The sequence below is a fragment of the Ralstonia sp. GX3-BWBA genome, assembly GCF_003290055.1.
GTDB lineage: Bacteria > Pseudomonadota > Gammaproteobacteria > Burkholderiales > Burkholderiaceae > Ralstonia > Ralstonia holmesii.
Map to the genome: position 1 here is coordinate 37,150 of NZ_QMKS01000009.1, position 24,611 is coordinate 61,760.

General features: G+C 62.7%; 22 protein-coding genes. 3 read left to right on the forward strand and 19 right to left on the reverse strand.

What is annotated here, in order from left to right; all coding sequences use genetic code 11:
* Positions 1-110 precede the first annotated feature (110 nt).
* On the forward strand, positions 111-962 hold the full coding sequence (locus DOD19_RS07675) for a pyruvate, water dikinase regulatory protein (protein ID WP_024975778.1): 852 nt from the start codon (positions 111-113) through the stop codon (positions 960-962).
* A gap of 69 nt (positions 963-1,031) precedes the next feature.
* Here DOD19_RS07675 and DOD19_RS07680 read toward each other — a convergent pair whose 3' ends face one another.
* From DOD19_RS07680 to rpsB, 19 genes are all read right to left on the reverse strand, one after another.
* Entirely contained in the window at positions 1,032-1,928 is an 897-nt protein-coding gene (locus tag DOD19_RS07680) for a metal-dependent hydrolase (RefSeq protein WP_112184972.1), read from the reverse strand.
* Between the two features lie 32 nt (positions 1,929-1,960).
* Positions 1,961-3,769, reverse strand: a complete 1,809-nt coding sequence (locus DOD19_RS07685) for an SDR family oxidoreductase (protein ID WP_112184974.1) — start codon at positions 3,767-3,769, stop codon at positions 1,961-1,963.
* Between the two features lie 17 nt (positions 3,770-3,786).
* On the reverse strand, positions 3,787-4,662 hold the full coding sequence (locus DOD19_RS07690) for a M24 family metallopeptidase (protein ID WP_024975781.1): 876 nt from the start codon (positions 4,660-4,662) through the stop codon (positions 3,787-3,789).
* A gap of 143 nt (positions 4,663-4,805) precedes the next feature.
* A complete protein-coding gene (locus tag DOD19_RS07695) occupies positions 4,806-5,588 on the reverse strand; it encodes an RNA methyltransferase (protein WP_112184976.1) in 783 nt (260 codons plus the stop codon).
* Positions 5,589-5,610: 22 nt separating this feature from the next.
* Positions 5,611-6,309 (reverse strand): ribonuclease HII, encoded by a 699-nt coding sequence (gene rnhB / locus DOD19_RS07700; protein ID WP_024975783.1) that lies wholly within the window; start codon positions 6,307-6,309, stop codon positions 5,611-5,613.
* Positions 6,310-6,313: 4 nt separating this feature from the next.
* Positions 6,314-7,447 carry a lipid-A-disaccharide synthase gene (lpxB, locus tag DOD19_RS07705; protein WP_239498002.1) on the reverse strand — a complete coding sequence of 378 codons (1,134 nt, stop codon included), beginning with the start codon at positions 7,445-7,447 and terminating at the stop codon, positions 6,314-6,316.
* A 41-nt stretch (positions 7,448-7,488) separates the two neighbouring features.
* Positions 7,489-8,304, reverse strand: coding sequence for an acyl-ACP--UDP-N-acetylglucosamine O-acyltransferase (lpxA, locus tag DOD19_RS07710; protein ID WP_012761904.1), 816 nt, complete (start codon positions 8,302-8,304; stop codon positions 7,489-7,491).
* The gene (fabZ, locus tag DOD19_RS07715; protein ID WP_024975786.1) at positions 8,301-8,804 is read right to left on the reverse strand and encodes a 3-hydroxyacyl-ACP dehydratase FabZ; all 504 of its coding nucleotides are present in this window, start codon (positions 8,802-8,804) and stop codon (positions 8,301-8,303) included. Before fabZ ends, lpxA begins: the two co-directional genes overlap by 4 nt.
* On the reverse strand, positions 8,801-9,874 hold the full coding sequence (gene lpxD, locus DOD19_RS07720; protein ID WP_024975787.1) for a UDP-3-O-(3-hydroxymyristoyl)glucosamine N-acyltransferase: 1,074 nt from the start codon (positions 9,872-9,874) through the stop codon (positions 8,801-8,803). Before lpxD ends, fabZ begins: the two co-directional genes overlap by 4 nt.
* A 10-nt stretch (positions 9,875-9,884) precedes the next feature.
* A complete protein-coding gene (locus DOD19_RS07725; protein ID WP_024975788.1) occupies positions 9,885-10,436 on the reverse strand; it encodes an OmpH family outer membrane protein in 552 nt (183 codons plus the stop codon).
* On the reverse strand, positions 10,436-12,733 hold the full coding sequence (gene bamA / locus DOD19_RS07730; protein WP_024975789.1) for an outer membrane protein assembly factor BamA: 2,298 nt from the start codon (positions 12,731-12,733) through the stop codon (positions 10,436-10,438). Before bamA ends, DOD19_RS07725 begins: the two co-directional genes overlap by 1 nt.
* 115 nt (positions 12,734-12,848) lie before the next feature.
* Entirely contained in the window at positions 12,849-14,237 is a 1,389-nt protein-coding gene (rseP, locus tag DOD19_RS07735; protein WP_112184980.1) for an RIP metalloprotease RseP, read from the reverse strand.
* A gap of 86 nt (positions 14,238-14,323) precedes the next feature.
* A complete protein-coding gene (gene ispC / locus DOD19_RS07740; protein WP_024975791.1) occupies positions 14,324-15,514 on the reverse strand; it encodes a 1-deoxy-D-xylulose-5-phosphate reductoisomerase in 1,191 nt (396 codons plus the stop codon).
* An 11-nt stretch (positions 15,515-15,525) separates the two neighbouring features.
* Positions 15,526-16,344, reverse strand: a complete 819-nt coding sequence (locus DOD19_RS07745; protein ID WP_112184982.1) for a phosphatidate cytidylyltransferase — start codon at positions 16,342-16,344, stop codon at positions 15,526-15,528.
* A gap of 3 nt (positions 16,345-16,347) precedes the next feature.
* Positions 16,348-17,124 carry a polyprenyl diphosphate synthase gene (uppS, locus tag DOD19_RS07750; protein ID WP_024975793.1) on the reverse strand — a complete coding sequence of 259 codons (777 nt, stop codon included), beginning with the start codon at positions 17,122-17,124 and terminating at the stop codon, positions 16,348-16,350.
* A gap of 52 nt (positions 17,125-17,176) precedes the next feature.
* Positions 17,177-17,737, reverse strand: a complete 561-nt coding sequence (frr, locus tag DOD19_RS07755; protein ID WP_024975794.1) for a ribosome recycling factor — start codon at positions 17,735-17,737, stop codon at positions 17,177-17,179.
* Between the two features lie 176 nt (positions 17,738-17,913).
* Positions 17,914-18,624, reverse strand: a complete 711-nt coding sequence (pyrH, locus tag DOD19_RS07760) for a UMP kinase (RefSeq protein ID WP_009238238.1) — start codon at positions 18,622-18,624, stop codon at positions 17,914-17,916.
* 293 nt (positions 18,625-18,917) lie between these two features.
* Positions 18,918-19,796, reverse strand: coding sequence for a translation elongation factor Ts (tsf, locus tag DOD19_RS07765; RefSeq protein WP_024975795.1), 879 nt, complete (start codon positions 19,794-19,796; stop codon positions 18,918-18,920).
* A 250-nt stretch (positions 19,797-20,046) separates the two neighbouring features.
* Entirely contained in the window at positions 20,047-20,790 is a 744-nt protein-coding gene (rpsB, locus tag DOD19_RS07770; RefSeq protein WP_004626667.1) for a 30S ribosomal protein S2, read from the reverse strand.
* Positions 20,791-21,094: 304 nt separating this feature from the next.
* Here rpsB and map point away from each other — a divergent pair, with 304 nt between their 5' ends.
* Positions 21,095-21,919, forward strand: a complete 825-nt coding sequence (map, locus tag DOD19_RS07775) for a type I methionyl aminopeptidase (RefSeq protein ID WP_024975796.1) — start codon at positions 21,095-21,097, stop codon at positions 21,917-21,919.
* Between the two features lie 103 nt (positions 21,920-22,022).
* Positions 22,023-24,611, forward strand: coding sequence for a [protein-PII] uridylyltransferase (locus tag DOD19_RS07780; RefSeq protein WP_112184984.1), 2,589 nt, complete (start codon positions 22,023-22,025; stop codon positions 24,609-24,611).

The following is a 24,611-nucleotide window of genomic DNA, read 5'->3' on the forward strand; positions in this document are numbered from 1 at the left end:
CATTGCCTGACAGGCGATCGGCCCGAATTGCTTAGCTAAACGATCGCCGCTATTCTACCGTGCCGCAGCACGATTTCCTGCCGGCGTGCTGGAAAAACCCCTCGTTTTCGATGACCGACCTCGCCCCCGCATCTCCCAACCGCACACCGTTCCGCACCGTTTTCATCGTGTCGGATGGCACCGGGATCACCGCAGAAACGTTTAGCCACTCGATCCTGGCGCAGTTTGAGATGAAATTCCGACAGGTGCGGATTCCGTTTGTCGACACGATCGACAAGGCGCACGTTGCGGTCGCAAAGATCAACGAAGCCTTTCACGCCGAAGGGGTGAGGCCGATCGTGTTCACCACATTGGTGGATGCCGAGGCAAACGAGATCGTCCATCGGGCCAAGGCCACCATCCTGGACATGTTCCAGACCTTCATCGAGCCGCTCGAGAGGGAACTGAACCTCAAGTCGACCCACGCCATCGGCCGGTTTCACCAGAACGCCGACACCGAGGCGTACAAGAACCGCATCGAAGCGATCAACTTTTCACTTGCGCACGATGACGGCCAGTCACACAAGAACCTGGCCGAGGCGGATGTGATTCTGGTGGGGGTATCGCGCAGCGGCAAAACGCCGACCAGCCTGTACCTGGCAATGCAATACGGCGTGAAATCTGCCAATTACCCGCTCATTCCGGACGATTTCGAGCGCGGCAAGCTGCCCACGGTGCTGTACAACTACAAGAACAAGATTTTCGGGCTGTCGATCGATCCTCAGCGCTTGTCGGAAATCCGCAATGAACGTCGCCCAGGCAGCAAATATGCCGCGCTGGAAAATTGCCGCTATGAGGTCAACGAAGCCGAATCGATGATGCGGCGCGAGGGCGTCAAGTGGCTGTCGTCAACGCACAAGTCGATCGAGGAAATTGCTACGACGATCCTGCAGGACATCAAGATGGATCACAACAACTACTGAGCGAGCGCTCTCAGACCTCAAACACAACGGCCGGCATTGCACCGGCCGTTTTGCTTTTCTGCGGCCCAGTCAGGCGCGATCGCGCACCCAGTTGCCGCCATGCGCCGCGGCTTGCGCTGCTGGCGATGTTTCCAGGTAGGCCAGCGCCTGCTCGGTCGATCCTTCGTGATGCGGCGTATAGCTGGGGCGGAAATAGCGCAACGCAGCCCCCAGCATTTTCCAGAACGATGGCAGGCAGTTGCGCCGCGAGCCTTGCCACCAGCCGCGGATAAAGCCAGGAAACTTGCCCGCGCCCGGATCGCGCTTGTACATGAAGCGGAAACCCGTCACCAGGAAGTACAGCAGCAACAGGATCGTGGTCAGCATGTGGAAGCAGCGTTCGAGATACGAGCCGCCCATGTGCCGAAAGATGTCGAACGCGACGGTGCGGTGCTCGACCTCCTCTGCGCCGTGCCAGCGCAGCAGGTCGAGCATGACGGGATCGGCATGGGCGGCATCCAGCCCCTTTGCGTTGAGCACCCAGTTGCCCAGATAGCCGAAAAAGTGCTCCAGCGCGGCGATGATGCCGAGCTGCTGCCGCAGCCAGAAGCGCGTGTGGCCGATCTTCAGGCCCAGCGGCTGTTCGCCGAGCACCTTGGAAAAAAGCCAATCGAGGCGCTTGGTGAAGGGCTGGGTGTCGATGCCGTGGTCTTTGTAGTAATGCGCAAGCACGCCGCCGTGCGAGCGCGAGTGGACGGCCTCCTGGCGCAGAAATCCCTCGGCGTCGGAGCGCAGCTTTGTGTCGGTAATCAGCGGCAGCGCCTTGTTGTAGACGCGGCAAAACCACAGCTCGCCGGCGGGGAACAGCAGGTTCAGGATGTTGATGATGTGCGTGCTGGACGGGTCGCCCGGAATCCATTGGATGGGCGTGTCCTTCCAGTCGAAACGGACGTGGCGGGCCTTGATGAAGTAATCGGGCGCGGTCATGGTGGTCTCCGGATGTTCTTGTCTGCGCGGGCTCAATGCCCCGCCATGCTCACGCGCGCAATCAGCCGGCTGAGCCACTGTGCATAGCGCGAGATGAAGCGCGACGAATGCGCCTCGATACCGATCGTGACAACGGGCTTGTTGCGCTGAACCGCCCTGAACATGGCTTTCGCGACGGTCTCGGGCTTAAGGCCGCGCAGCTGGTAGAGCTTGGTCGCGCGGGCACGCAGTTGGGCCTGTTGTGCCTCGGTCGTGCCGGTGTAGACGGTGGAGGCCATGATTCCGGTCTCGGCAAAACCGGGGCAGATGGCAGACACGCCGATGCCCTGCCCGGCCAGCTCGCCGCGCATGCATTCGGACAGCATCAGCACCGCGGCCTTCGTCGTCGCATAGGCGGCAAGATCGCGCGATGGCGCGAAGGCCGCCGCTGATGCAGTGTTCAGGATGTGCCCGCCCTGCCCGCGCGCCACCATCTGCTTTGCGAACAGCCGGGCGCCATGGATCACACCCCACACGTTCACGTGCAGGATGCGCTGCCAATCGCGCTCGGAGGTGTCGACAATGCCGCCCGCCATGCCGATGCCGGCGTTGTTGACGACGATGTCGGCGCCGCCCAGGTCCTTGCCGACCCAGTCGACCAGCGCTTCCATCTGCTCGGCATTGCCGACATCGACGGTGCGCGCCCACGCCTTGCCGCCGGTGAGACGGATGAGCTTGGCCGTGCGCTCTGCATCTTCGGCACGGATGTCGACGGCGACGATCGCCGCACCCTGCTCCGCGAATTCCAACGCCGCGCAACGACCGATGCCGCTGCCAGCTCCCGTGATGACCGCCAGCTTGCCGGAGAACGGTTTGCGCTCGCCATGCTGACGCGTGCGTTGCAGCGCTTCGGATTCCGGCTTGCCCTCGACATGCTCGATCAGCTCGCGTGCCATGTCCGCCATGCGTGCGGCATGCGTGACCGGCAGCCAGTGCCGCGCTACCACTTCGCGGCGCCAATACTGCGGCACCCAGCGCGAGAGGTCTTCGGACAACGCGGGGCTGACGTACTTGTCCAGCGTCGGCACGATGACCTGCACCGGCGCATGCGCGACACGCTTGCGCGGCGTGAACAAGCTGCGGACGAAATTGGCGCGATACAGCGAGACACCGCGCACGCCATCGGCGGTCTGCGTGGCACGCGGCACGATGGCGGTCTTCTCAACGCGACGCAGCACACGCGGCCACGCGCGCCCGAGCCACAGGCGCCAACTCAGCTCTGGCACGATGGGCAAATGGAACAGCAGCACGTACCACGAGCGCACGAGCTGCCCCAGCATCTTGCCCAGCGACGACGGCGTCGGCCGCAACAGCCGCGCGCGCATCCAGTAACCCACGTGGTCCAGGCAAGGCCCTGAGCACGATGTGTATGACGCAATGCGTCCGCGCAGGCGCTCCTCCGTCACGAACTCCCACGACTGGATCGAACCCCAGTCGTGCGCGATCAGGTGCACCGGCTTGCCTGGGCTCAGCGTATCGATCACGGCGATGAAGTCGTCGGTCAATCGCGCGAAGGTGTAGTTGCGCATCCCTTTGGGCGAACTCGACTTGCCGGCGCCACGCACGTCGTAGGCAATGATGTAGTAATCCCGCGCGAGCAGCGGTGCCATCTCGTGCCAGACCTCGCTATTGTCGGGGTAACCGTGCACGAGTACGACGGTCGGATGCGCCGGGTCGCCCCAGGTCTTGACGGCGAGCGAGACGCTGCCGGATTGCACGGTGCGCTCGGCGTGTTCGATGGTCGGGACGGTAGCAGCCGGCTCGAACAACGCCAGCGGAGCCTCTTCAAGAAGCGTTTTCATGTGAGCCTCCCCGCGCATCAGGCGGCGCGCTGCTGCGCAAGCTGGCGTTGCTGCCAGCGGCGCACATGCGGCAGATCGTCGTCGAGCCAGTAAGCATCGTCTTCGGTGATGACGAGCAGCTCTTCGAACTTGGCACCGACGCCATGGAAACCCAGGTGCGGCTCAACGGCCCACAAGCCCGGCACCGGCGCATGTTCGGATCGACGGTCGATCGACCACAGCGGCGACCACCCTTCCTGCTTGCCGCTGCGCACCTGGTCGAGGATCAGATTGCGCGTGGCATTCAACCCGAAGCGCGCAACAAAACGCGGTTTGGATGGGCTGTCCAGCTTGGCCACACGATGCGCCAGCACTTTGAATGGATAGGCCTTGTGGCGCGGCTCCACGCCCTGCTTCATGCAGAGCTGATCCACTGCACGCGCTACGTCGGCCATTGACCGACGCTCGCGAATCAGGCGCACGATCAGTTCGCGATGCGCCATCAGATCGTCCTGCAGTTGTTCGAGGATGGCGCTCTCGCCAAGGCACATGGCATAGCCCACATCGGCGATCACGCCATTGCGCACGGGCGCCACGTCGAGGATGACCGGCATGTTCTCCTCCAGCCGCCGCGACGATGGAAAGAACGCGAGGTTGAAGCCGGCCATGTGCGTCAGGCCCGAAAAGCCCTGGAACGCCGTGCGATCGCCAAACCAGGCGAACGGCTTGTGCAGCCAGTCGTGCACGCCGCGATCGCCGAGCCACTCAGTGAGCAGCTTGGCCGCGTCCTTCTCCGTCATGCCGGGGCGCAGCATGCCGCCGACGGCCTCGACGCACGCGTAGGCGAGTTGCTGGATTTCGCGAAACTGGGCCAGTTCGTCGACATGGACGCGCGCCAGGGTGGGGTTCGGCATGCCGGTCTCCTTGAGTATGGGTATCGGGGGGCGCTCATTGGCACCGCACCAAATGTTCCATTACTCAATGTCAAAGTCAATGCGGGACTTTTCTGGCGTTTGAAAACGCCGTGTGACCGGTAATCGACAGAAAAAAGAGAGGTTTAGCCCGCGCGGCGTTGTCGCACGGCTTCAAACAGACAGATCGCTGCTGCGGCAGCCACATTGAGCGATTCCATGCCGCCCGGCTGCGGAATCGTCACAGGCGTTGTCACGGCAGAAAGCCATTCGTCCGACACGCCCGCACCCTCGTTTCCGAACACCCAACCGACGGGCGCCTTGAGCGACACATCGAACACAGCCTGCTTGGCGTGCGACGACGTCGCCAACAGCGGCACCTGAAGGCGCGAATGCACGCTCTCGAACGTGCAGTGTTCAACGATGTTCAGGTGGAAATGCGCGCCCATGGCGGCCCGCAATGTCTTGGCCGACCACGCGAACGCGCAGCCCGGTGTCATGAACACATCACGCACGCCGGCAGCAGCCGCACAACGCAGGATGGAACCAACGTTGCCGGCATCCTGAATGCCATCAAGAATCACACAGTCCGCCTCAATGGTTTGCGGCAACTTGCCTTCCGGCGTCTCCACCAGGGCGATCAGATCGATGCCGTTGACGACCGTGGTGAGTTGGCCAAACAGGTTGTCCGCCAGCAGGATGACGGAGTCCGAATCAACGCGATCGAGCACCGCGACCACTTCCGGGTGCCGGATATGGCGCTCCGAAACCAGGCATTGTGCCGGCACGTGGCCCGCATCCAGATACGCTGTGACCAGATGCACGCCGTCGAGCACGGACTGCCCAGCGCGCCGACGATGCTGCGTCGAGCCCGAAAGCGCCTTGAGATGCTTGAACACCGCGTTATCGCGGGAAGTGATGTGCTTCACGAATGGGCCCAGCAGAAAAAGGTCAGTCGTCCCAGGCGCTGCCTGCAGCGGTGGTTTCGATGCTGATGGCGCTCATCCCCTCCAGCGCACGACGCACGGGCGCGAACGAGCGGCGATGATGGGGCGTCACGCCATGCAGGTCGATCGCCGCCAGATGCTGCGGCGTGCCATAACCGGCATGGACGTCAAAGCCGTAGAGTGGAAACTCGATATGCAGCGCGGCCAATTGGCGGTCGCGTGTCACCTTCGCCAGGATGGATGCCGCCGAAATAGCCGGCACCAGCGCATCGCCCTTGACGATGGCCTCCACCGCAAATGCCACCTGTGGGCACCGATTGCCGTCCACCTGCACGAGATCGGGCAGCGTGCCCAATGCGGCCACGCCGTGCACCGCACGCTGCATGGCCAGCATGGTCGCGTGCAGGATGTTGATGCGGTCGATTTCTTCGACGGTGGCTTCCGCCACATGCCAGGCGAGCGCCTTTTCGACGATCTCGTCGTACAGCGCCTCGCGCTTCTTGGCGGTCAGGATTTTGGAGTCGGCCAAGCCTTTAATTGGCTTGCGCGGATTGAGAACGACCGCCGCAGCCGTCACCGGTCCGGCCAAAGGCCCGCGTCCAGCCTCATCCACGCCGCAGAGGATGCGACGCGCGCGCTTGGCCGCCGGCTCTTGCGAGAGCAGCAGGCCAAGCTGGTCGGGATTGGGTTTGCGGGACGCCATGGGCTCAAAGCTTACCGCGACTGCGCAGCAGATCGACCACGACTTTCGCGCCGATCTCCGCCATGTTCTGCTTGAGCGTGAGGTGCATCTGCGTGAAGTGCTCACGCAGGAACGTGGCGTTGCCATGATCGCTCAGTTGCAGCAACGTTTCGCGCGCAAGTGCCTCGGGCGTTGCGTCATCCTGCAGCAATTCCGGTACGACAAAGCGGCCGGACAGGATGTTCGGCAGCCCCACGTACGGCAGATAGCCCTTGCGCTTCATGATCTGCGCCGTCAGCCAGGGCACCTTGTAAGTGATGACCATCGGCTTCTTGTACAACGCCGCTTCCAGCGTGGCCGTGCCGCTGGCAAGCAGGATGACGTCAGCCGCTTCCATGGCGGCGTGCGACTGGCCATCGACGACCCACAGATGCAAGCCTGGGTGCTCCGCGCGCATCGCATCGATGCGCTCGCGCAGCGTCGCATTGGCCGCCGGCAGCACAAAAGCCAGATCCGGCTCGACCGCCTGCATGCGTGACATTGCCGCGAACAGCGTCGGCCCGAGATGCTTCACTTCGGAATTGCGGCTGCCCGGCAGCACCGCAACGACCTTGCGGCCCAACGGCAGGCCGAGGCGCGTGCGCGCGCCTTCTATGTCCGGCACCAGCGGAATCTCATCCGCGAGCGGATGCCCGACGTACGTGGCCGGAATGCCGGCCTTGGCGTAAATCTCGGGCTCGAACGGGAACAGGCAGAGGATATGGTCGACCGCGCGAGCAATCGTCTTGATACGGCCGGCACGCCACGCCCAGATCGACGGGCTCACGAAATGCACCACCGGCACACCCGCCTGCCGCATGGCGATCTCGACGTTGAAATTGAAGTCCGGCGCATCGACCCCGATGAAAGCCAGCGGCGGCTTCTCCAGCAGATCCTGCTTGAGTTCCTTGCGGATCGTAAGAATCTCACGCAGCTGGCCGAGCACTTCCACGTAGCCGTTGACCGACAGCTTGTGCATCGGCCAGTTCGACTGGAAACCCTGCTCCGTCATGCGGGCCCCGCCGATGCCGTTGTAGGCGAAGTCGGCAGGCAGTTGTGCGCGCAACCCCTTGAGCAGCAGCGAGGCCAGCAAATCGCCGGAAGCCTCGCCTGCCACCATGCCGATGCGGCGCACCGGCGTGGTGTTCTGAGGCTGCTCGCTCAACGCACGATGCCGCGCTTGGTGGCGGCAATGAAATCAGCAAACGCGGTCAACACCTCACGCGTGGGGGCGTCGTCCGTTTGAGCGATCTGGGCGGCGATTTCCGCCTTGGCCTGATCAAAGCTCAGATCGCTCTTGTAGAGCAGCTTGTACGCTTGGCGCAGACCGGTGATCTGCTCGGCCGTAAAGCCACGGCGGCGCAGGCCTTCCACATTGATGCCGTGCGGCGCGGCCTTGTTGCCGCCCTTGTCGCTCGCGGCGATCACGAACGGCGGCACATCCTGCACGAGCGCCGATGCGCCACCGAGCATGGCATGCGCGCCGATACGCACGAACTGGTGCACGCCGGACATGCCGCCGAGAATCGCCCAGTCACCGACTTCCACGTGACCCGCGATCTGCGCGTTACTCGAGAACACCGTGTGGTTGCCCACGCGGCAATCGTGCGCGATATGCACGTAGGCCATGATCCAGTTGTCGTCGCCGATGGACGTGATACCGGCATCCTGCGCAGTGCCGGTATGGATCGTGGTGAATTCGCGGATGGTATTGCGGTCGCCGACGATCAGCTGCGTCGGCTCATCGCGATACTTCATGTCCTGCGGGCGGCCGCCCACGGAAGCAAAGTGGCCGATGCTGTTGTCGCGGCCCAGCGTCGTGTAGCCTTCAACGACCGTATGGTGGCCGACGCGCGTGCCTGCGCCCATCCGCACGTTCGGGCCCACGACCGTGAACGCGCCGATCTCGACGCTCGAATCGAGTTCGGCCTTCGGATCAATCTGCGCGGTCGGGTGGATCTTCTGTGCTTGCGTCATGCCTCGCCCTTGGACTTGTCTTCGCGCACGGCGCACATGATTTCGGCTTCCACGGCGACTTCGCCGTCAACCTTGCCGTACACCTTGAACTTCCACATACCGCTCTTCGAGCGCAGCAGCTCGGCCGTCATCACGAGCTGGTCGCCCGGGATCACCTGCCGCTTAAAGCGTGCACCATCGATGCTCACGAACAGGTAGAGCTGGTTTTCCTTGCGCTCGTGATCGGCCTCGCCGAACGTCAGCAGCGCAGCGGTTTGCGCCAGCGCTTCGAGCATCAACACGCCCGGCATCACCGGATGGCCGGGGAAGTGCCCGTTGAAGAACGGCTCGTTGAACGTCACGTTCTTGATGGCCGTAATCGACTTGCGCGGCTCCAGCGAAATCACGCGGTCCACCAGCAGCATCGGGTAGCGATGCGGCAGCAGATCGAGAATCTTTTTGATATTGAAATCGCTGACGGGGCTGGGGGTCGCGCTCGTCGCATTCGTTGCTTCGGTCATGATTGTTGCTGCAGGTCTTTGACCCGCTGTTCGAGTTGTTGCAACCGTTCGCGCATGCGCGTCAGGCCTCGGACGATGGCCGCGTTACGTTCCCAGTCGCCATGCGGCATGAATGGGAAAACGCTGGTGAAATGGCCACCGGGCTTGGTGATGGATTTGGTAATGGAGGTGCCGCCTGAAACGGTCACACGGTCGGCAATCGTCAGATGGCCAGCAAAATTGGCCGCGCCACCGATGATGCAGTAGCGCCCGATCTTCGTGCTGCCAGAAATGGCAGCGCAGCCGGCGATAACGGTATAGGCGCCCACATGCACGTTGTGCGCGATCTGCACCTGGTTGTCGATCTTGCAACCCTGTTCGACCACCGTATCGGCCATCGCGCCGCGGTCGATGGCGGTGTTCGCGCCGATCTCTACGTCGTCGCCAATCACGGCCCTACCAGTCTGCGGAATCTTCACCCATTCGCCGCCCTGCGGACCGAAGTCGGGTGCAAAGCCAAAGCCATCCGCGCCGATCACGACGCCGCTATGCACAATGCAGCGGGCACCAACCACGCAGCCGTGATAGATCGACACGTTTGCGTAGAGCAACGTGTCATCGCCAATGCGGGCACCGGCGCCCACGAAACTGTTGCCGGCGATGCGTACACGCTCGCCGAGCACCGCGCCAGCTTCGATGGTCACGTTCGGACCAATGGAGCACGACGCTGGCACCGTGGCGCCCTCTTCCACGCTGGCAGTCCGGTGAATGCCAGGCACAACGGGGCGCGCCGCCAGCGCAACAAAGCGCTGGGCGACACGAGCAAACGCAGCATACGGGTTGGCAGCGATGAGCCAGTTCCGGCCAGCAGCGTGGCCTTGGCTTTCGAGCGTTTCCAGATCGCGGGGCGACACGATGATCGCCGCCGCACCGGAACTCACAGCCTGATTGAGGTACAGCGGATTGGAAAGAAAAGCGAGCTGATCGGCGCCCGCTTGATCCAGCGGCGCGATCGACTTGACGATCAGGCCTGCGTCACCCTGGACGGTCGCGCCGAGCGACGCAGCAAGTTCACCAAGCGAAAACGACATGCGAACAACCTCATTTGGCCGATTGCGAATTCAGCGCCTTGAGCACTTCGTCCGTGATGTCGATGCGCGGGTTCACGTACACGGCTTCCTGCACGATCAGGTCGTACTTGCGCTGCTCGGCAATCGAGCGGATCACGCGGTTGGCGCGCTCGAGCACCTGGGCCAGCTCTTCATTGCGGCGCTGGTTCAGGTCCTCACGGAATTCGCGCTGCTTGCGCTGGAAGTCGCGATCCAGGTCCGACAATTCACGCTGACGGCGGGTGCGATCAGAATCGGCCAGCACAGCCGACTCCTTGTCCAGCTTGTCGGACATGCCCTTGAGCTTGGCAGCCATGTCCTGCAGCTCGCGGTCGCGCTTGGCGAACTCGGTTTCCAGCTTGGCCTGTGCGGCCTTGGCAGGCTGCGAGTCGCGCAGGATGCGCTCGGAATTGACAGCAGCGATGCGCGCTTCCTGCGCCGTGGCCGGCAGCGCAAAGCTGGCTGCGGCAAGTGCGGCGAAAGCAGCGGACACGCCCATGCGGGACAAGGTGATGCGCGTGGATTTCATGATGAATGCAGTCATTAGAATGCAGTCCCGATCTGGAACTGGAAGCGTTGCGTTTGATCTTCGGTCTTGCGTTTGATCGGGAAGCCCATGCTGATCTTGAGCGGGCCGATCGGCGACAGCCACGACAAACCGAAACCAGTCGAGTAGCGCATGTCGCCCAGCTTGTACGGCTGACCTTCGGCGAACACGTTACCGTAGTCAAAGAAGGTGAACAGGCGAACGGTGCGGTCCACGCCCGAACCCGGCAGCGGGAAAATGAATTCCACGTTGCCGACGAACTTGCTGGCGCCACCGATGGCCACGCCGTTGGCGTCGCGCGGGCCCAGCGTGCTGGTTTCGTAACCGCGCACCGAGCCGATACCGCCGGCGTAGTAGTTCTTGAAGACCGGGAAGTCCTTGCCGCCGTAACCGTGGCCGTACCCGATCTCGTTGTTGAACGCCATCGTGAACGACTTCGACAGCGGATAGAAATACTGGTGCTGATAGTACGCGCGGAAGTACTGGAGATCGCCGCCCGGAATACCGAACTCCAGGTTGGCCTGCTGATAGCGACCACGCGTCGGCACCAGAGCGCTGTCACGCTGATCCTTCGACCAGCCGATGGTGATCGGGAAGTTATTGGTGATACGGCCGTTCTTCGCGACGTAGTTCTGGTAGGCCAGCGGCGTGTTGGTCGTCACGTCGATGGTCGTGCGCTCGTAGCCGATGCCGAAGAAGACGGTATCGGTTTCCGAGAACGGCACGCCAAACTTGACGTTGCCACCTTGTTGCACAACGCGGTAGTCCTGGTCACCCGTGTAGTACAGCGGGCGGTACGTGCGGTAGTACAGCTCAGTCGAGCGGCTGATGCCATCCACCGTGAAGTACGGATCGAACTGCGTCACGGCAATGGTGCGGTTCGACTTGGACGTGTTCACATCCAGGCCGAGGCTCGTGCCGGACCCGAACACGTTGTCCTGACGGATACCCGCCGACAGCACCAGCTTGTCGGTCGAAGAGAAGCCCACGCCCAGGTTGATCTGGCCAGTCGGCTTTTCGGTCACGTTGACGTTCACATCGACCTGGTCGGTGGTACCCGGCACGTCTTCCGTCGTGATGTTCGCATCGGTGAAGTAACCCGTACGGTTCACACGGTTCTGCGAAAGCTGCAGCTTCTCGCCATCGAACCAGGAGGCTTCCATCTGGCGCATTTCGCGGCGCACGACTTCGTCGCGGGTCTTGCTGTTGCCGACAACGTTCACGCGACGCACGTACACGCGGCGGCCCGGATCGACCACCAGCGTGAGCGCAACCGTGCGGTCCTTCTGGTTGATTTGCGGCTGCGGGTTGATGGTGGCGAAAGCGTAGCCGTACGTGCCGAGCAGATCGGTAATCGACTTGGTCGTCGACGACAGCTTGGCCGAAGAGAAGACATCGCCCTGCTTGAGCTTGATGAGTTTCTCCATCTCGGCCTGCTTGCCCAGCAGCTCGCCGGTCAGCTTGATGTCCGATACCTTGTACTGCTCACCCTCGTGGATGTTCAGCGTCAGGTAAATGTCCTTCTTGTCAGGCGTGATCGACACCTGGGTCGACTCGATGGCGAATTCCAGGTAGCCGCGATCCAGATAGAACGAGCGCAACGCTTCCAGGTCAGCCGTGAGCTTCTGCTTGGAGTACAGATCGTTCTTGGTGTACCACGACAGCCAGTTCGGCGTGGACAGTTGCATCTCGTCGCGCAGGTCGCCTTCCTTGAAGGCCTTGTTGCCGACGATATTGATCTGGCGAATCTTGGCGGTCGGACCTTCGTCCACCGTGAACGTGATCGACACACGGTTGGCATCGACCGGCGTAACGGTGGTCGTCACCTCGGCAGCGTAGTAGCCGCGCGAAACATACTGGCGCTTGATTTCCTGCTCGGCGCGGTCGATGAGGGACTTGTCGTAGTAACGGGCCTCGGCCACGCCCACGCCGCGCAGCGTACGACGCAGCGCTTCCTTGTCGAACTCCTTGAAGCCGATGAACTCGAGCTGCGAGATCGCCGGACGCTCTTCCACGCGCACCACCAGCACATTGCCTTCGGAGCGGATCTGAACGTCCTTGAAGAAGCCGGTGTTGTAGAGCGCGCGAATCGATTCGGCGCCCTTCTCGTCGGTGAAGGTCTCACCCACCTTCACAGGCAGATAGCCGAACACGGTGCCCGGCTCGACGCGCTGCACACCCTCCACGCGAATGTCCTTGACGACGAACGGCTCCACTGCATGAGCCTGACCAGCAGTAACGGTCAGCACGGAAGCCGCCAGCACGCTGAGCGGGAAGCGATGTTGTCTGATCAATCTAATCCCCTAGTTGGATTCAATCGGAATCCACTTCTGAGTGTTTTCAAAACCCTGAGTTGCCCGCTCACGCCGGTGGCAACGATGCGGCTAACCGACCCAGTTTGAATACGGTCTAGCCACGAGTCAGAAACAACCGACTCAAATCGTTGTACAGGGCGAGCGAAGTGAGAAGCAGGATGCAGGCGACGCCGATCTTCTGAAGGACTGCTTGCCAGGATTCCGGCACGGGTCGGCCAGTCAAAAATTCCACGCAATAATACAGCAAATGCCCCCCATCCAATACCGGAACGGGCAATAAGTTCAGCACGCCGAGACTGACGCTGATCAACGCGAGAAAGCTCACAAACGTCTGCCAGCCAAGGCTTGCCGCCTTGCCTGCAAAGTCCGCCACAGTGATCGGTCCGCTCAGGTTCTGCAGCGACGCCTGACCGATGATCATCTTGCCCAGGACCTGGAGCGACAGCACCGAAGTCCGCCAGACCTCGCCCACGGCGTGGCCTAAGGCGGCAACCGGCTCGTCTCGGATCATCGCCGTTTCCACCTTCTGGTTGAGCTGCGCGCCGAGCTTGCCGATCTTCGGGCCCGTGGGGTTCTTGGGATCGACGTCTGCGTCTGGGCGAACCGGCAGCGTCATGGGCTGGTCGTTGCGCAGGATGTCGATCGACGCGTTCTGCTCGGGCATGGCGCGGATCTGGCGGATGAGGTCCATCGCCTGATCGGCTGGCTGGCCCGCGAAGCGGACGATCTGATCGCCGGCTCGCAACCCTGCGCGTGCCGCGGCACTGGCGGGAAGTACGTCGACGATGGTGACGGGACCGCCCTGCAGGCGCAAACCAATCTGGTCAATTACGTCGGCCTGCGGCGTACGGGCTGCGCTTGGCAAACCATGCAGGCGGACGGTGCGCTCGACACCATCGGCGCCGCGCACTTGTACAAGCGCGTCGCGCCCTGCGATGCCGGCCGAGTACAAGCGCATGCGGACATCGCTCCAGCTGCGCACGGGCGCAGGTGTTTCATCGTCCGTACCGATGGCGATCACGCGGTCCCTGGCATGCAGGTCGGCCTGGGCGGCAATGCTGCCCGGTGGCGGAGCGCCGAGGATAGGCAACGGCTCGATTGCGCCGACCCATGCCAGCACTGCATAGAGCGCAATTGCGAGCAGGAAATTCGCGATCGGGCCAGCGGCCACGATGGCGAACCGCTTGTAGACCGGCTGGTGATCGAAGGTGCGCGGGAGGTCTTCGGGGAGGATGGGCGGGTCTTTCTCGGGGTCTCGCGATCCCTCGCCCAGCATCTTGACGTAGCCGCCCAGCGGAATGGCGCAGATCGTCCATTCGGTGCGGTCAGGGCCGCGGCCCACACGACGGAACAGCACCTTGCCGAAGCCAACGGAAAACCGGAGCACCTTTACGCCGCACAGGCGTGCGACGCTGTAATGGCCCAGTTCGTGAATGACGATCAGTACCGCGATCGCAAAGACAAACGCTAAAACGGTCTGCAAAACCTTCTCCGGATGCACTGAAGGGCATGCGCGGGCTGGCCCCGCGCGAAGCCGCTATGTTACCCGCTTGCTCTGACAGCGCGCTTTCAGGCGGCCGGCAGTTGCGCGCATACGGTCGCGATATAGCGCTCAGCTTGCTGACGCGCTTGGGCGTCGGCCTCAAAAACGGTGTCGAGCGAGTCGGCGGGCACGATGGAGGTACGGGCGAGCGTGTCGCCCACCACGGCAGCAATCTCGGTGAACCGGATGCGGCGCTGTAAAAATGCTTCGACAGCCACCTCGTTGGCCGCGTTCAGTGCAGCAGGAGCCGTACCACCAGCGCGCAGTGCGTCAAAGGCCAGCGCCAGGCACGGGAAGCGGCGCAGGTCCGGCGCCTCGAACGTCAGCGCGCCCGTTGTGACAAGATCGAGCAATGGAACACCGGCTTCGATGCGTTCGGGATATGCCAAGCCGTAGGCAATCGGCGTGCGCATGTCCGGATTGCCTAGCTGCGCCAGCACCGAGCCATCGTCGTAGCCGACCATCGAATGGATGACACTCTGAGGGTGGATCAGGACTTCGAGATGCTCGACCGGAACGCCGAACAGCCAGTGCGCCTCGATCACCTCCAGCCCCTTGTTCATCATGGTGGCGGAGTCGACGGAGATCTTGCGTCCCATCACCCAGTTCGGGTGCGCGCAAGCCTGATCTGGCGTGACATCCGCAAGGGACTCCACAGCGCGCGTGCGGAACGGGCCACCCGATGCCGTCAGCACGATGCGCGACACGCCCCGCCCGAACTGCGGAACTTGCTGAGGCAAGCATTGGAAGATGGCGTTGTGCTCGCTGTCGATGGGGAGCACGGTGGCGCCATGTTGACGCACAGCGTCCATGAAGAGCGCGCCGGACATTACCAGCGCCTCCTTGTTGGCCAGCAGCACGCGCTTGCCGGCACGCACGGCGGCAAGCGTCGGACGCAAGCCTGCGGCGCCAACGATGGCGGCCATCACCGCATCGCAGTCGGTGTGCGCGGCAGCCTCTTCCAACGCCTCGGTGCCGGCGCGGATTTCGATGCCGGCAGCATCGGCGCCGAGCTGTTCTCGCAATGCACCCGCCGCCGCGGCCGAACCCAGCACCGCCATCTTCGGGCGAAACTCACGGCAGAGCACCGCGAGCTTGTCGGCCTGCGCGTTGGCGGTCAGCGCAAAAACGCTGTATTTGTCGGGATGGCGGCGCACCACGTCAAGCGTGCTGTCGCCAATGGAGCCGGTGGCGCCAAGAACGGTCAAACGCATCATGTTCAGACGCCTCAGGAAATCAGCAGCGCAGCCAGCGGAAACACCGGCAGCAGCGCGTCGATGCGATCGAGCACACCACCGTGGCCGGGCAACAGGCGGCTGCTGTCTTTCATGCCGACCTGACGCTTGAGCAGGGATTCAAACAAATCACCGCCGACGCTTGCCGCCACCAACAAGATGGTTAGCGCAAGGGCGGCGACGGCGCCGCGCTGATCAAACTCGTGCGAGAACCACGTCGGTGCAAACCAATGCGTGATACCGGCAACGGTGGCGATCACCGCAACCAGCACGGCACCGCCGATTGCACCTTCCCACGATTTGCCCGGGCTGATGGTCGGAGCAAGCTTGCGGCGACCAATGGCCTTGCCGACAAAATAGGCGCCCACATCGGCAGCCCACACGAGCAACGCCACCGAAAGCAGAAACGCGATGCCGTGCGTGCGTAATTCAATGGCGCCATGCACGAACGCCGGCAGCATCACCAAGCCCAGCAGGGTGAACACGACCCTGCGCGTGCCATGCAACTCGCGCACACCACCCGCTAGCAGCGCCCAGGCGATCACCCACGCGATTACCGCGCCATGGAATAGCGGCCGCACATCACCGCGAAAGGGAATGTCGTGCCAAGCGATTGTCAGCATGACCACAACGACCGCATAGAGAATCGGCCCCCACCAGCCGGGCAGGCGCACGAGACGCCCCCACTCCCACGCGGCGAGGGCTGCAAACACCGTCACGAGCCCGGCCAGGCCGGCGGGCGGCGCGAAGAACAGAATGGGCAGGATGACAATCAGCAGGCAGACAGCGGTAATGACGCGAGTCAGCAGCATGTGTCAGGCTCCGGCGGATAGCGCGGGGGGAACATCGGGATCGAGCTGCGCGCTGGTGCGGCCGAAGCGGCGCTCGCGGTTGCGATACCACGCAAAGGCGCGATCGAGTTCTGCGGCATCGAAGTCGGGCCAGTAGCGATCGGTGAAGTACAGCTCGGAATAGGCAAGCTGCCACAGCAGAAAGTTGCTGATGCGCTGCTCGCCACCGGTGCGGATGAACAGATCCGGCTCCGGCGCGTAAGACAGGGCCATGTACGGCGCAAGCATCTCTTCCGTGATGGCGTCAGGTGCAATGCCAGGCTGCGCCTTCAACAAGGCGCGCATGGCTTGCAGGATGTCCCAGCGCCCGCCGTAGTTGGCAAGGATCGTGACAGTCAGACCGGGGTTGGCAGCCGTCTTGGCCTCAGCTTCGCGAATCAAAAGCTGGATGCGCGGACTGAACGCAGACAGATCGCCCACCACGCGCAAGCGGATGCCATTGTCGTGCAGCTTGCTGACTTCGCGGCGCAACGCCGTCATGAACAACTTCATGAGGAAAGTGACTTCCTCAGCCGGGCGGCGCCAGTTTTCGGAGCTGAAGGCAAACAGCGTCAGGTAACCGACGCCACGGCGTGCCGCCGCTTCAACGGTTGCTCGTACGGCGTCGAGGCCGCGGCTATGCCCGGCCACACGCGGCAGATGCCGTTCGGTGGCCCAGCGGCCGTTACCGTCCATGATGACGGCGACGTGGCGCGGCGTATCGGCGGTGTCGGGCACCGCCAGTGTCGAACTGATATGCATGAATCGGGCTTCCCACCGCATGCGCCCAATGCGCCGGCGGCGGGAGACGGCCTTACACCGTCATGATTTCCTTGTCTTTCTCGGCGACCAGCTTGTCGATCTCGGCGACGAACTTGTCGGTCAGCTTCTGAACGTCGTCTCCGCCGCGACGCTCGTCGTCTTCCGAGATGGCCTTGTCCTTCACCAGCTTCTTGAGCTGTTCGTTGGCATCGCGACGCAGGTTGCGCACGGCGACCTTGGCATCTTCGCCCTCGCCCTTCACGACCTTGGTCAGCTCCTTGCGACGCTCTTCGGTCAGCGCGGGCGTCGGCACGCGAATGATGTCGCCCATGGTGGCGGGGTTCAGACCGAGGTCCGCTTCACGGATGGCCTTCTCGACGGCTTGCACCATCTTCTTTTCCCACGGTTGCACACCAATCGTGCGCGCATCCACCAGAGTCACGTTGGCAACCTGGCTGATCGGCACCATCGAGCCGTAGTAATCGACTTGCACGTGATCGAGCAGACCGGTGTGGGCACGGCCAGTACGGATCTTGGCCAGATCCGCCTTGAGAGCCTCGATCGACTTCTGCATCTTCTGCTCGGTATTCTTTTTGACATCGGCGACGCTCATACTTCCTCCGAACGATAACGGCGGTCTGCCGAACTTGCGCCCTGGAAAACGACACAGGGCACCGGCAAGACCAAAAAGACAATAGGCGATTTTACATGGAAGCCGCTCGCCAACGCCATTTACGCAGGGTCAGCGAACGCTAAAAAAGGCGCCTGCAACCAGGCTTGCCGCTGGTTTTAGACGTGCACCAGCGTGCCTTCGTCTTCACCCAGGATCACGCGCTTGAGGGCGCCCGGCTTTTGGATCGAGAACACCTTGATCGGCAACTTCTGGTCGCGGCACAGCGCAAAGGCAGTCGCATCCATCACCTGCAGGTTGCGCGAGATGGCTTCGTCGAACGTGATGGTCGTGTAGCGGGTGGCGCTCGGGTCCTTCTTTGGATCAGCGGTGTAGACGCCATCCACCTTGGTGGCCTTGAGGACGATCTCGGCACCGATTTCCGAGCCGCGCAGCGCGGCGGCGGTGTCGGTCGTGAAGAACGGGTTGCCGGTGCCGGCGGCGAAAATCACGATTTTCCCCTCCTCCAATTGGCGGATCGCGCGGGGACGGATGTACGGCTCGACCACCTGGTCCAGGCGCAGCGCCGATTGCACGCGACCCTCGAGGTTGGCATGACGCATGGCGTCTTGCAGGGCCAGCGCATTCATCATGGTGGCCAGCATGCCCATGTAGTCGGCCGTGGCGCGATCCATGCCGGCGGCTCCGCCCGCAACACCGCGGAAGATATTGCCACCGCCGATCACCACTGCCACCTGCACGCCCAGCTTCACGATTTCGGCGATGTCGTTGACCATCCCTTCGATGGTGCTGCGGTTGATGCCAAAGGCATCGTCGCCCATCAGGGCTTCGCCGGAAAGTTTGAGTAGAACGCGCTTATAGGCAGGCATGGAGATCCTCGTGACGATTCCTGGTACGGGAAACAGGAAAGGGGGAAATGACGCTGCGGATATGACAACGACGAGCAAAGCGGGGACTTCGCACATCCCGCAACCTTCTTGCGCGGAAGCCGTCAGGAAATCCTCCCAACGATACCCGCGCAAGCAGGCTGCACCTGCAAACAGGGCACCTTTCGGTGCCCTGTTTGTTCGGCATTATACGGCTGCGCCAAGGGTGGAAACGACACCTCCCGGCCTGCGCCGGAGGGCGAATCGCCGCACCATCGGAAACGGCCGTCGCAGCATTACGCCTGTTGCTTGGCAGCGGCCACCTGGGCAGCCACTTCAGCAGCGAAGTCGTCTTGCTTCTTCTCGATGCCCTCGCCCACCACGTACAGCGTGAACGCCTTCACAGTCGTGTTGGCAGCCTTGAGCATCTGCTCAACGGTCTGCTTGTCGTTCTTCACGAACGGCTGGTTCAGCAGCGAGACTTCCTTCAGGTACTTCTGCACGCTGCCTTCCACCATCTTGGCAACGATTTCAGCCGGCTTGCCCGATTCCGCAGCCTTCTGCTCAGCAACGCTGCGCTCCTTGGCGACCAGCTCGGCCGGCACGTCGTCAGCCGACAGCGACACCGGCTTCATGGCGGCAGCCTGCATTGCTGCGTCCTTAGCCGCCACTTCGTTGCCCTCGAATGCCACCATGACGCCAATGCGGGTGCCGTGCAGATACGAAGTCAGCTGGGTGCCTTCGAAACGCTGGAAGCGGCGGATCGTCATGTTCTCGCCGATCTTGCCGATCAGGCGGGTACGCACGGCTTCAACCGTTTCGTCACCGATCGACAGGGCCGACAGGGCCGCCACGTCAGCCGGGTTCTTCTGAGCGATCAGCTTGGCAACATCGTTCGTGAAGGCCAGGAAATCGTCATTCTTCGAAACGAAGTCGGTTTCGCAATTCACTTCGACCAGGGCGCCCGTGGTGCCCTCGACGAACGCTGCGACCACGCCCTCAGCGGTGACGCGGCTGGAAGCCTTGCCGGCCTTATTGCCCAGCTTCACACGCAGGATCTCTTCGGCCTTTTCCAGGTTGCCTTCGGCTTCGGTCAGGGCCTTCTTGCATTCCATCATCGGCGCGTCGGTCTTCGCGCGCAGCTCTGCAACCATGCTTGCGGTAATTGCCGCCATTCTCATGCTCCTTGTTTCAGATCGTCGTCCGGTCGCAAGCGGATTTCTCGCCTCGCGCCGGCCTGTCGTCCGGTTTCCATCCGGCCGCCCCACGAAATACGACGCGCGTGGGGCATCCGCATGACAAATTTCAAAAAAAAGGGGCGTTTGTTACGCGCCCCTGTCTGGCCATCGGCCCTGATGCGTTTCATCAGGTGCGGCCTGGCACGCGTCCCGCGCAATCAAGCTGCGGGCGCACGCCTTCTTGTCTTTAGCCTTCTTGGACTTCGACGAAGTCGTCGCCACCGCGAGCGGCTTCAACCACTTCCTGGACCGCGTTGGCACGGCCTTCCAGGATCGCATCGGCCACGCCGCGCACGTACAGTGCAACAGCCTTGCTCGAGTCGTCGTTACCCGGGATGACGTAGTCGATGCCTTCGGGCGAGTGGTTCGTGTCAACCACGCCGATCACCGGAATACCCAGCTTGGCTGCTTCGGTCACGGCAATCTTGTGGTAGCCGACGTCCACCACGAAGATGGCGTCAGGAATGCCGCCCATGTCCTTGATGCCGCCAATGGACTTCACCAGCTTGTCCATTTCGCGCTCGAACATCAGCGCTTCCTTCTTGCTCATGGTTTCGGTCGCGCCGGCTTCCTTGGCGACTTCCATGTCCTTCAGGCGCTTGATCGAGGTCTTGACCGTCTTGAAGTTGGTCAGCATGCCGCCGAGCCAGCGGCTGTCGACGAACGGCATACCTGCGCGAGCCGCTTCTTCAGCCAGGATCTCGCGCGATTGACGCTTCGTGCCGACGAACAGAATGGTGCCCCGGTTGGCTGCCAGTTGGCGCACGTACTTCAGTGCGTCCTGGTACATCGGCAGCGTCTTTTCCAGGTTGATGATGTGAATCTTGTTGCGATGGCCGAAGATGAAGGGGGCCATCTTGGGGTTCCAGAAGCGGGTCTGGTGGCCAAAGTGGACACCGGCTTCCAGCATTTCGCGCATGGTCACGGACATGAAATTCTCCAATCGGGTTAGGTCTGAAGCCGCCTCAGACATCCGTTGCATGCGTTACGACGGACACCCGCGGTGAAGCGGCTCGCGATTTCAAGCGTCACCGGCCACACGACCAGCGACTGCTTAGCCAGCGATTATAGCGGCAAAAACCCAATCGACTCAAGACCTTCCGAGCATTCGCAGCAAACGGGCCGGGACTGGCGCCCGGCGCCCGAAAACCCCGGCCGGGGCGCTTTGGTGCGATAATTCACACTTTAGCCACGACGCGGCGCCTCGCGCGCCTGCGTGCAGAAAGAGTCACAGCATGGCCGTTACCATTCACACCGCCGAAGACATTGCGCAAATGCGCGTGGCCTGTCGGCTTGCGTCCGAAGTTCTGGATTACATCACCCCGTTCGTAACGCCCGGCGTGACCACGGGCAAGCTGGACCAGCTGTGCCACGCCTATATGCGTGACGTGCAAGGCACTGTGCCGGCACCGCTGAACTATGCGCCCCCTGGCTATCCGCCTTTCCCGGCATCGATCTGCACGTCCGTCAACGACGTGATCTGCCACGGCATTCCCGGCGACAAGGTGCTCAAGAGCGGTGACATCGTCAACCTAGACATCACCGTCATCACCAAGGAAGGCTATTACGGGGACACCAGCCGCACCTTCGTCGTGGGCGAAGGGTCGATCCTGGCCAAGCGCCTGACGCAGGTCACATTCGAATGCATGTGGAAGGGTATCGCGGCCGTGCGTCCCGGCGCACGCCTGGGCGACATCGGCCACGTGATCCAGCAACATGCTGAAGCCGCCGGCTATAGCGTGGTTCGCGAATATTGCGGCCACGGCATCGGCAAGAAATTCCACGAAGATCCGCAGATCCTGCACTACGGCCGCCCCGGCACCGGGATGGAACTGAAGGCAGGCATGATCTTCACGATTGAACCGATGATCAACGCGGGCAAGCGCGACATCCGCACGATGCCCGACCAGTGGACTGTCAAGACGCGCGATCGCAGCCTGTCTGCGCAGTGGGAACATACGCTTCTGGTGACGGAAACCGGCCACGAAGTGCTGACCGTGTCAGCATTGACGCCGCCGGCACCGGAATTCGTACACGAAGGCGCGCCGGCCACGGCCTGATCCTCGCGGGCGAGCCGCACCGTCACGCTGATCTCGCCCCGCACCGGCTCAACTCTTGCAGCGACCGGCTCGATCCGGTCGCTGTTTCATTCACGCTCCACTCATGCCCTCCGCTGCTGCCGCCCCTGCCGAAGAAGCCCACCCGCGCGACGCCCTGAAAGCTGAGCGCGCACACCTGTTCGCGCAGTTCGACCAGCACGCCAACGTTCAACAACTCGTGACCAAGCTGGCGCGCGCGGTGGACCGTGCGCTGGTGCGGCTCTGGCAGGAAGAGCAGATGCCCGCAACCTGCGCGCTCATTGCGGTGGGCGGCTACGGGCGCGGCGAGCTGTTTCCGCATTCCGATGTGGACATCCTCCTGTTGCTGCCGGGCACCGCAGACAAGGCATTGGAGACCCGGCTGGAGGCCTTCATCGGCCGCTGTTGGGACATGGGGCTGGATATCGGCTCGTCGGTGCGCACGGTCGACGAATGCATCAATGAAGCCGCACAGGACGTCACGGTGCGTACGTCGTTGCTGGAAGCGCGTCTGCTGACCGGCGACGAGGGCTTGTACCGCACGTTTGAGACGCACTATCAAGGCCACCTCGACGCGGCAGATTTCTTCCAGTCGAAACTGCTGGAAATGCGCCAGCGGCATGCCAAGTACCAGGACACGCCCTATTCGCTTGAACCAAACTGCAAAGAAAGTCCCGGCGGCCTGCGCGACCTGCAGGTCATTCTGTGGATGACGCGCGCGGCCGGCTTCGGTTCGAGCTGGAACGAGCTGCTTGCCAACGGCTTGCTCACGCGCCGTGAAGCCCAGGAGCTGGTGAGCAATGAGCGCCTGCTCAAAACCGTGCGGGCGCGCCTGCACCTGCTGGCCGGGCGTCGCCAGGACGTGTTGGTGTTCGACTTGCAGACGCAATTGGCCGAATCGTTCGGTTACCGCCCGACCACCGCCAAGCGCGCAAGCGAACAGCTCATGCGCCGCTATTACTGGGTGGCCAAGGCGGTCACGCAGCTCAATACCGTGGTGCTGCAAAACATCGAGGCAAAGCTGTTCCCGAGCGAGCTGGGTATCACGCGCAAGATCAACGATCGCTTTGTCGAACGGCAAGGCATGCTTGAAATTGCCGACGCCGATCTCTACCAGCGCGAGCCGACGGCCATTCTTGAAACGTTCCTGCTGTACGAGCAAACGCGTGGCATCAAGGGACTGGCGGCCAGCACCTTGCGCGCCCTCTACAACGCACGGACGTTGATGGACGCGAAATGGCGTAAGGATCCGGACAATCGCGCGCTGTTCCTATCGATCCTGCAGCAGCCGCAGGGCATCACACACGCACTGCGCCTGATGAACCAGACGAGCGTGCTCGGCCGCTACCTGGTCAACTTCCGCCGTATCGTGGGACAGATGCAGCATGACCTGTTTCACGTCTACACGGTCGACCAGCACATCCTGATGGTGGTGCGCAACATCCGCCGCTTCGCCATCGTGGAGCACACGCACGAGTTTCCGTTCTGCAGCCAGTTGATGGCGAACTTCGACAAGCCGTGGGTGCTGACCGTCGCCGCGCTGTTCCATGACATTGCGAAAGGACGCGGCGGCGACCACTCGGTGCTCGGCATGTCCGACGCGCGACGCTTCTGCAAGGAACACGGCATTGCCAAGGAAGACGCCGACCTGGTCGTCTGGCTCGTCGAACACCACCTGACCATGAGCCAGGTCGCGCAGAAGCAGGACCTGGGCGATCCGGAAGTCATCCGTCATTTCGCCGACTTGGTCGGCACCGAGCGTCGGTTGACCGCGCTGTATCTGCTGACCGTTGCCGACATCCGCGGCACCAGCCCGAAAGTGTGGAATGCCTGGAAGGGCAAGCTGCTGGAAGACCTGTATCGCATGACGTTGCGCGTGCTCGGCGGTGCCACCACGGACCCGCACGCCGTGCTCGAAGGTCGCAAGGAAGAAGCGCGCGCCCTGCTGCGCCTGGCCGCGCTGGACGACACCGCGCACGAGGCACTGTGGAAACAGCTCGACGTGGGTGTGTTCCTGCGCCACGACGCACGCGACATCGCCTGGTTCACGCGGCACTTCTACAACCGCGTCAACACCACGATCCCCATCGTGCGTGCGCGCATTTCACCGGCGGGCGTCGGCCTGCAGGTGGCGGTGTACTCGCCGGATCGGCCCGATCTTTTCGCACGCATCTGCGGCTACTTCGAGCGCAAGAGCCTGACGATTCTTGACGCCAAGATCCACACCACCAAACACGGCTACGCGCTCGACACCTTCCAGGTGGCCGACCCCAGCAGCGGCTTGGTGGAGCCCGGGCATTACCGCGACATCATCACGCTGGTCGAACACGAACTGGCTGAACAGATCTCGCGCGAAACCGCCCTGCCCGAGCCGCCGCGTGGGCGTATCTCGCGCCAGTCGCGCAGCTTCCCGATCAAGCCTCGTGTCGACCTGCGGGCGGACGAGCGCGGCCAGTATTACCTGCTCTCCATTTCTGCGACAGACCGCACCGGTCTGCTCTACGCGATTGCCCGCGTGCTCGCTCACCGTCGCGTGTCGGTGCACACCGCGCGTATCAACACGCTCGGCGAGCGCGTGGAAGACATCTTCCTGGTCGACGGCACCCGCCTGACCCAGGACAACAAACTGCAGCTCGAGCTTGAAAGCGAGCTGCTTGATGCGCTCGCCATCTGA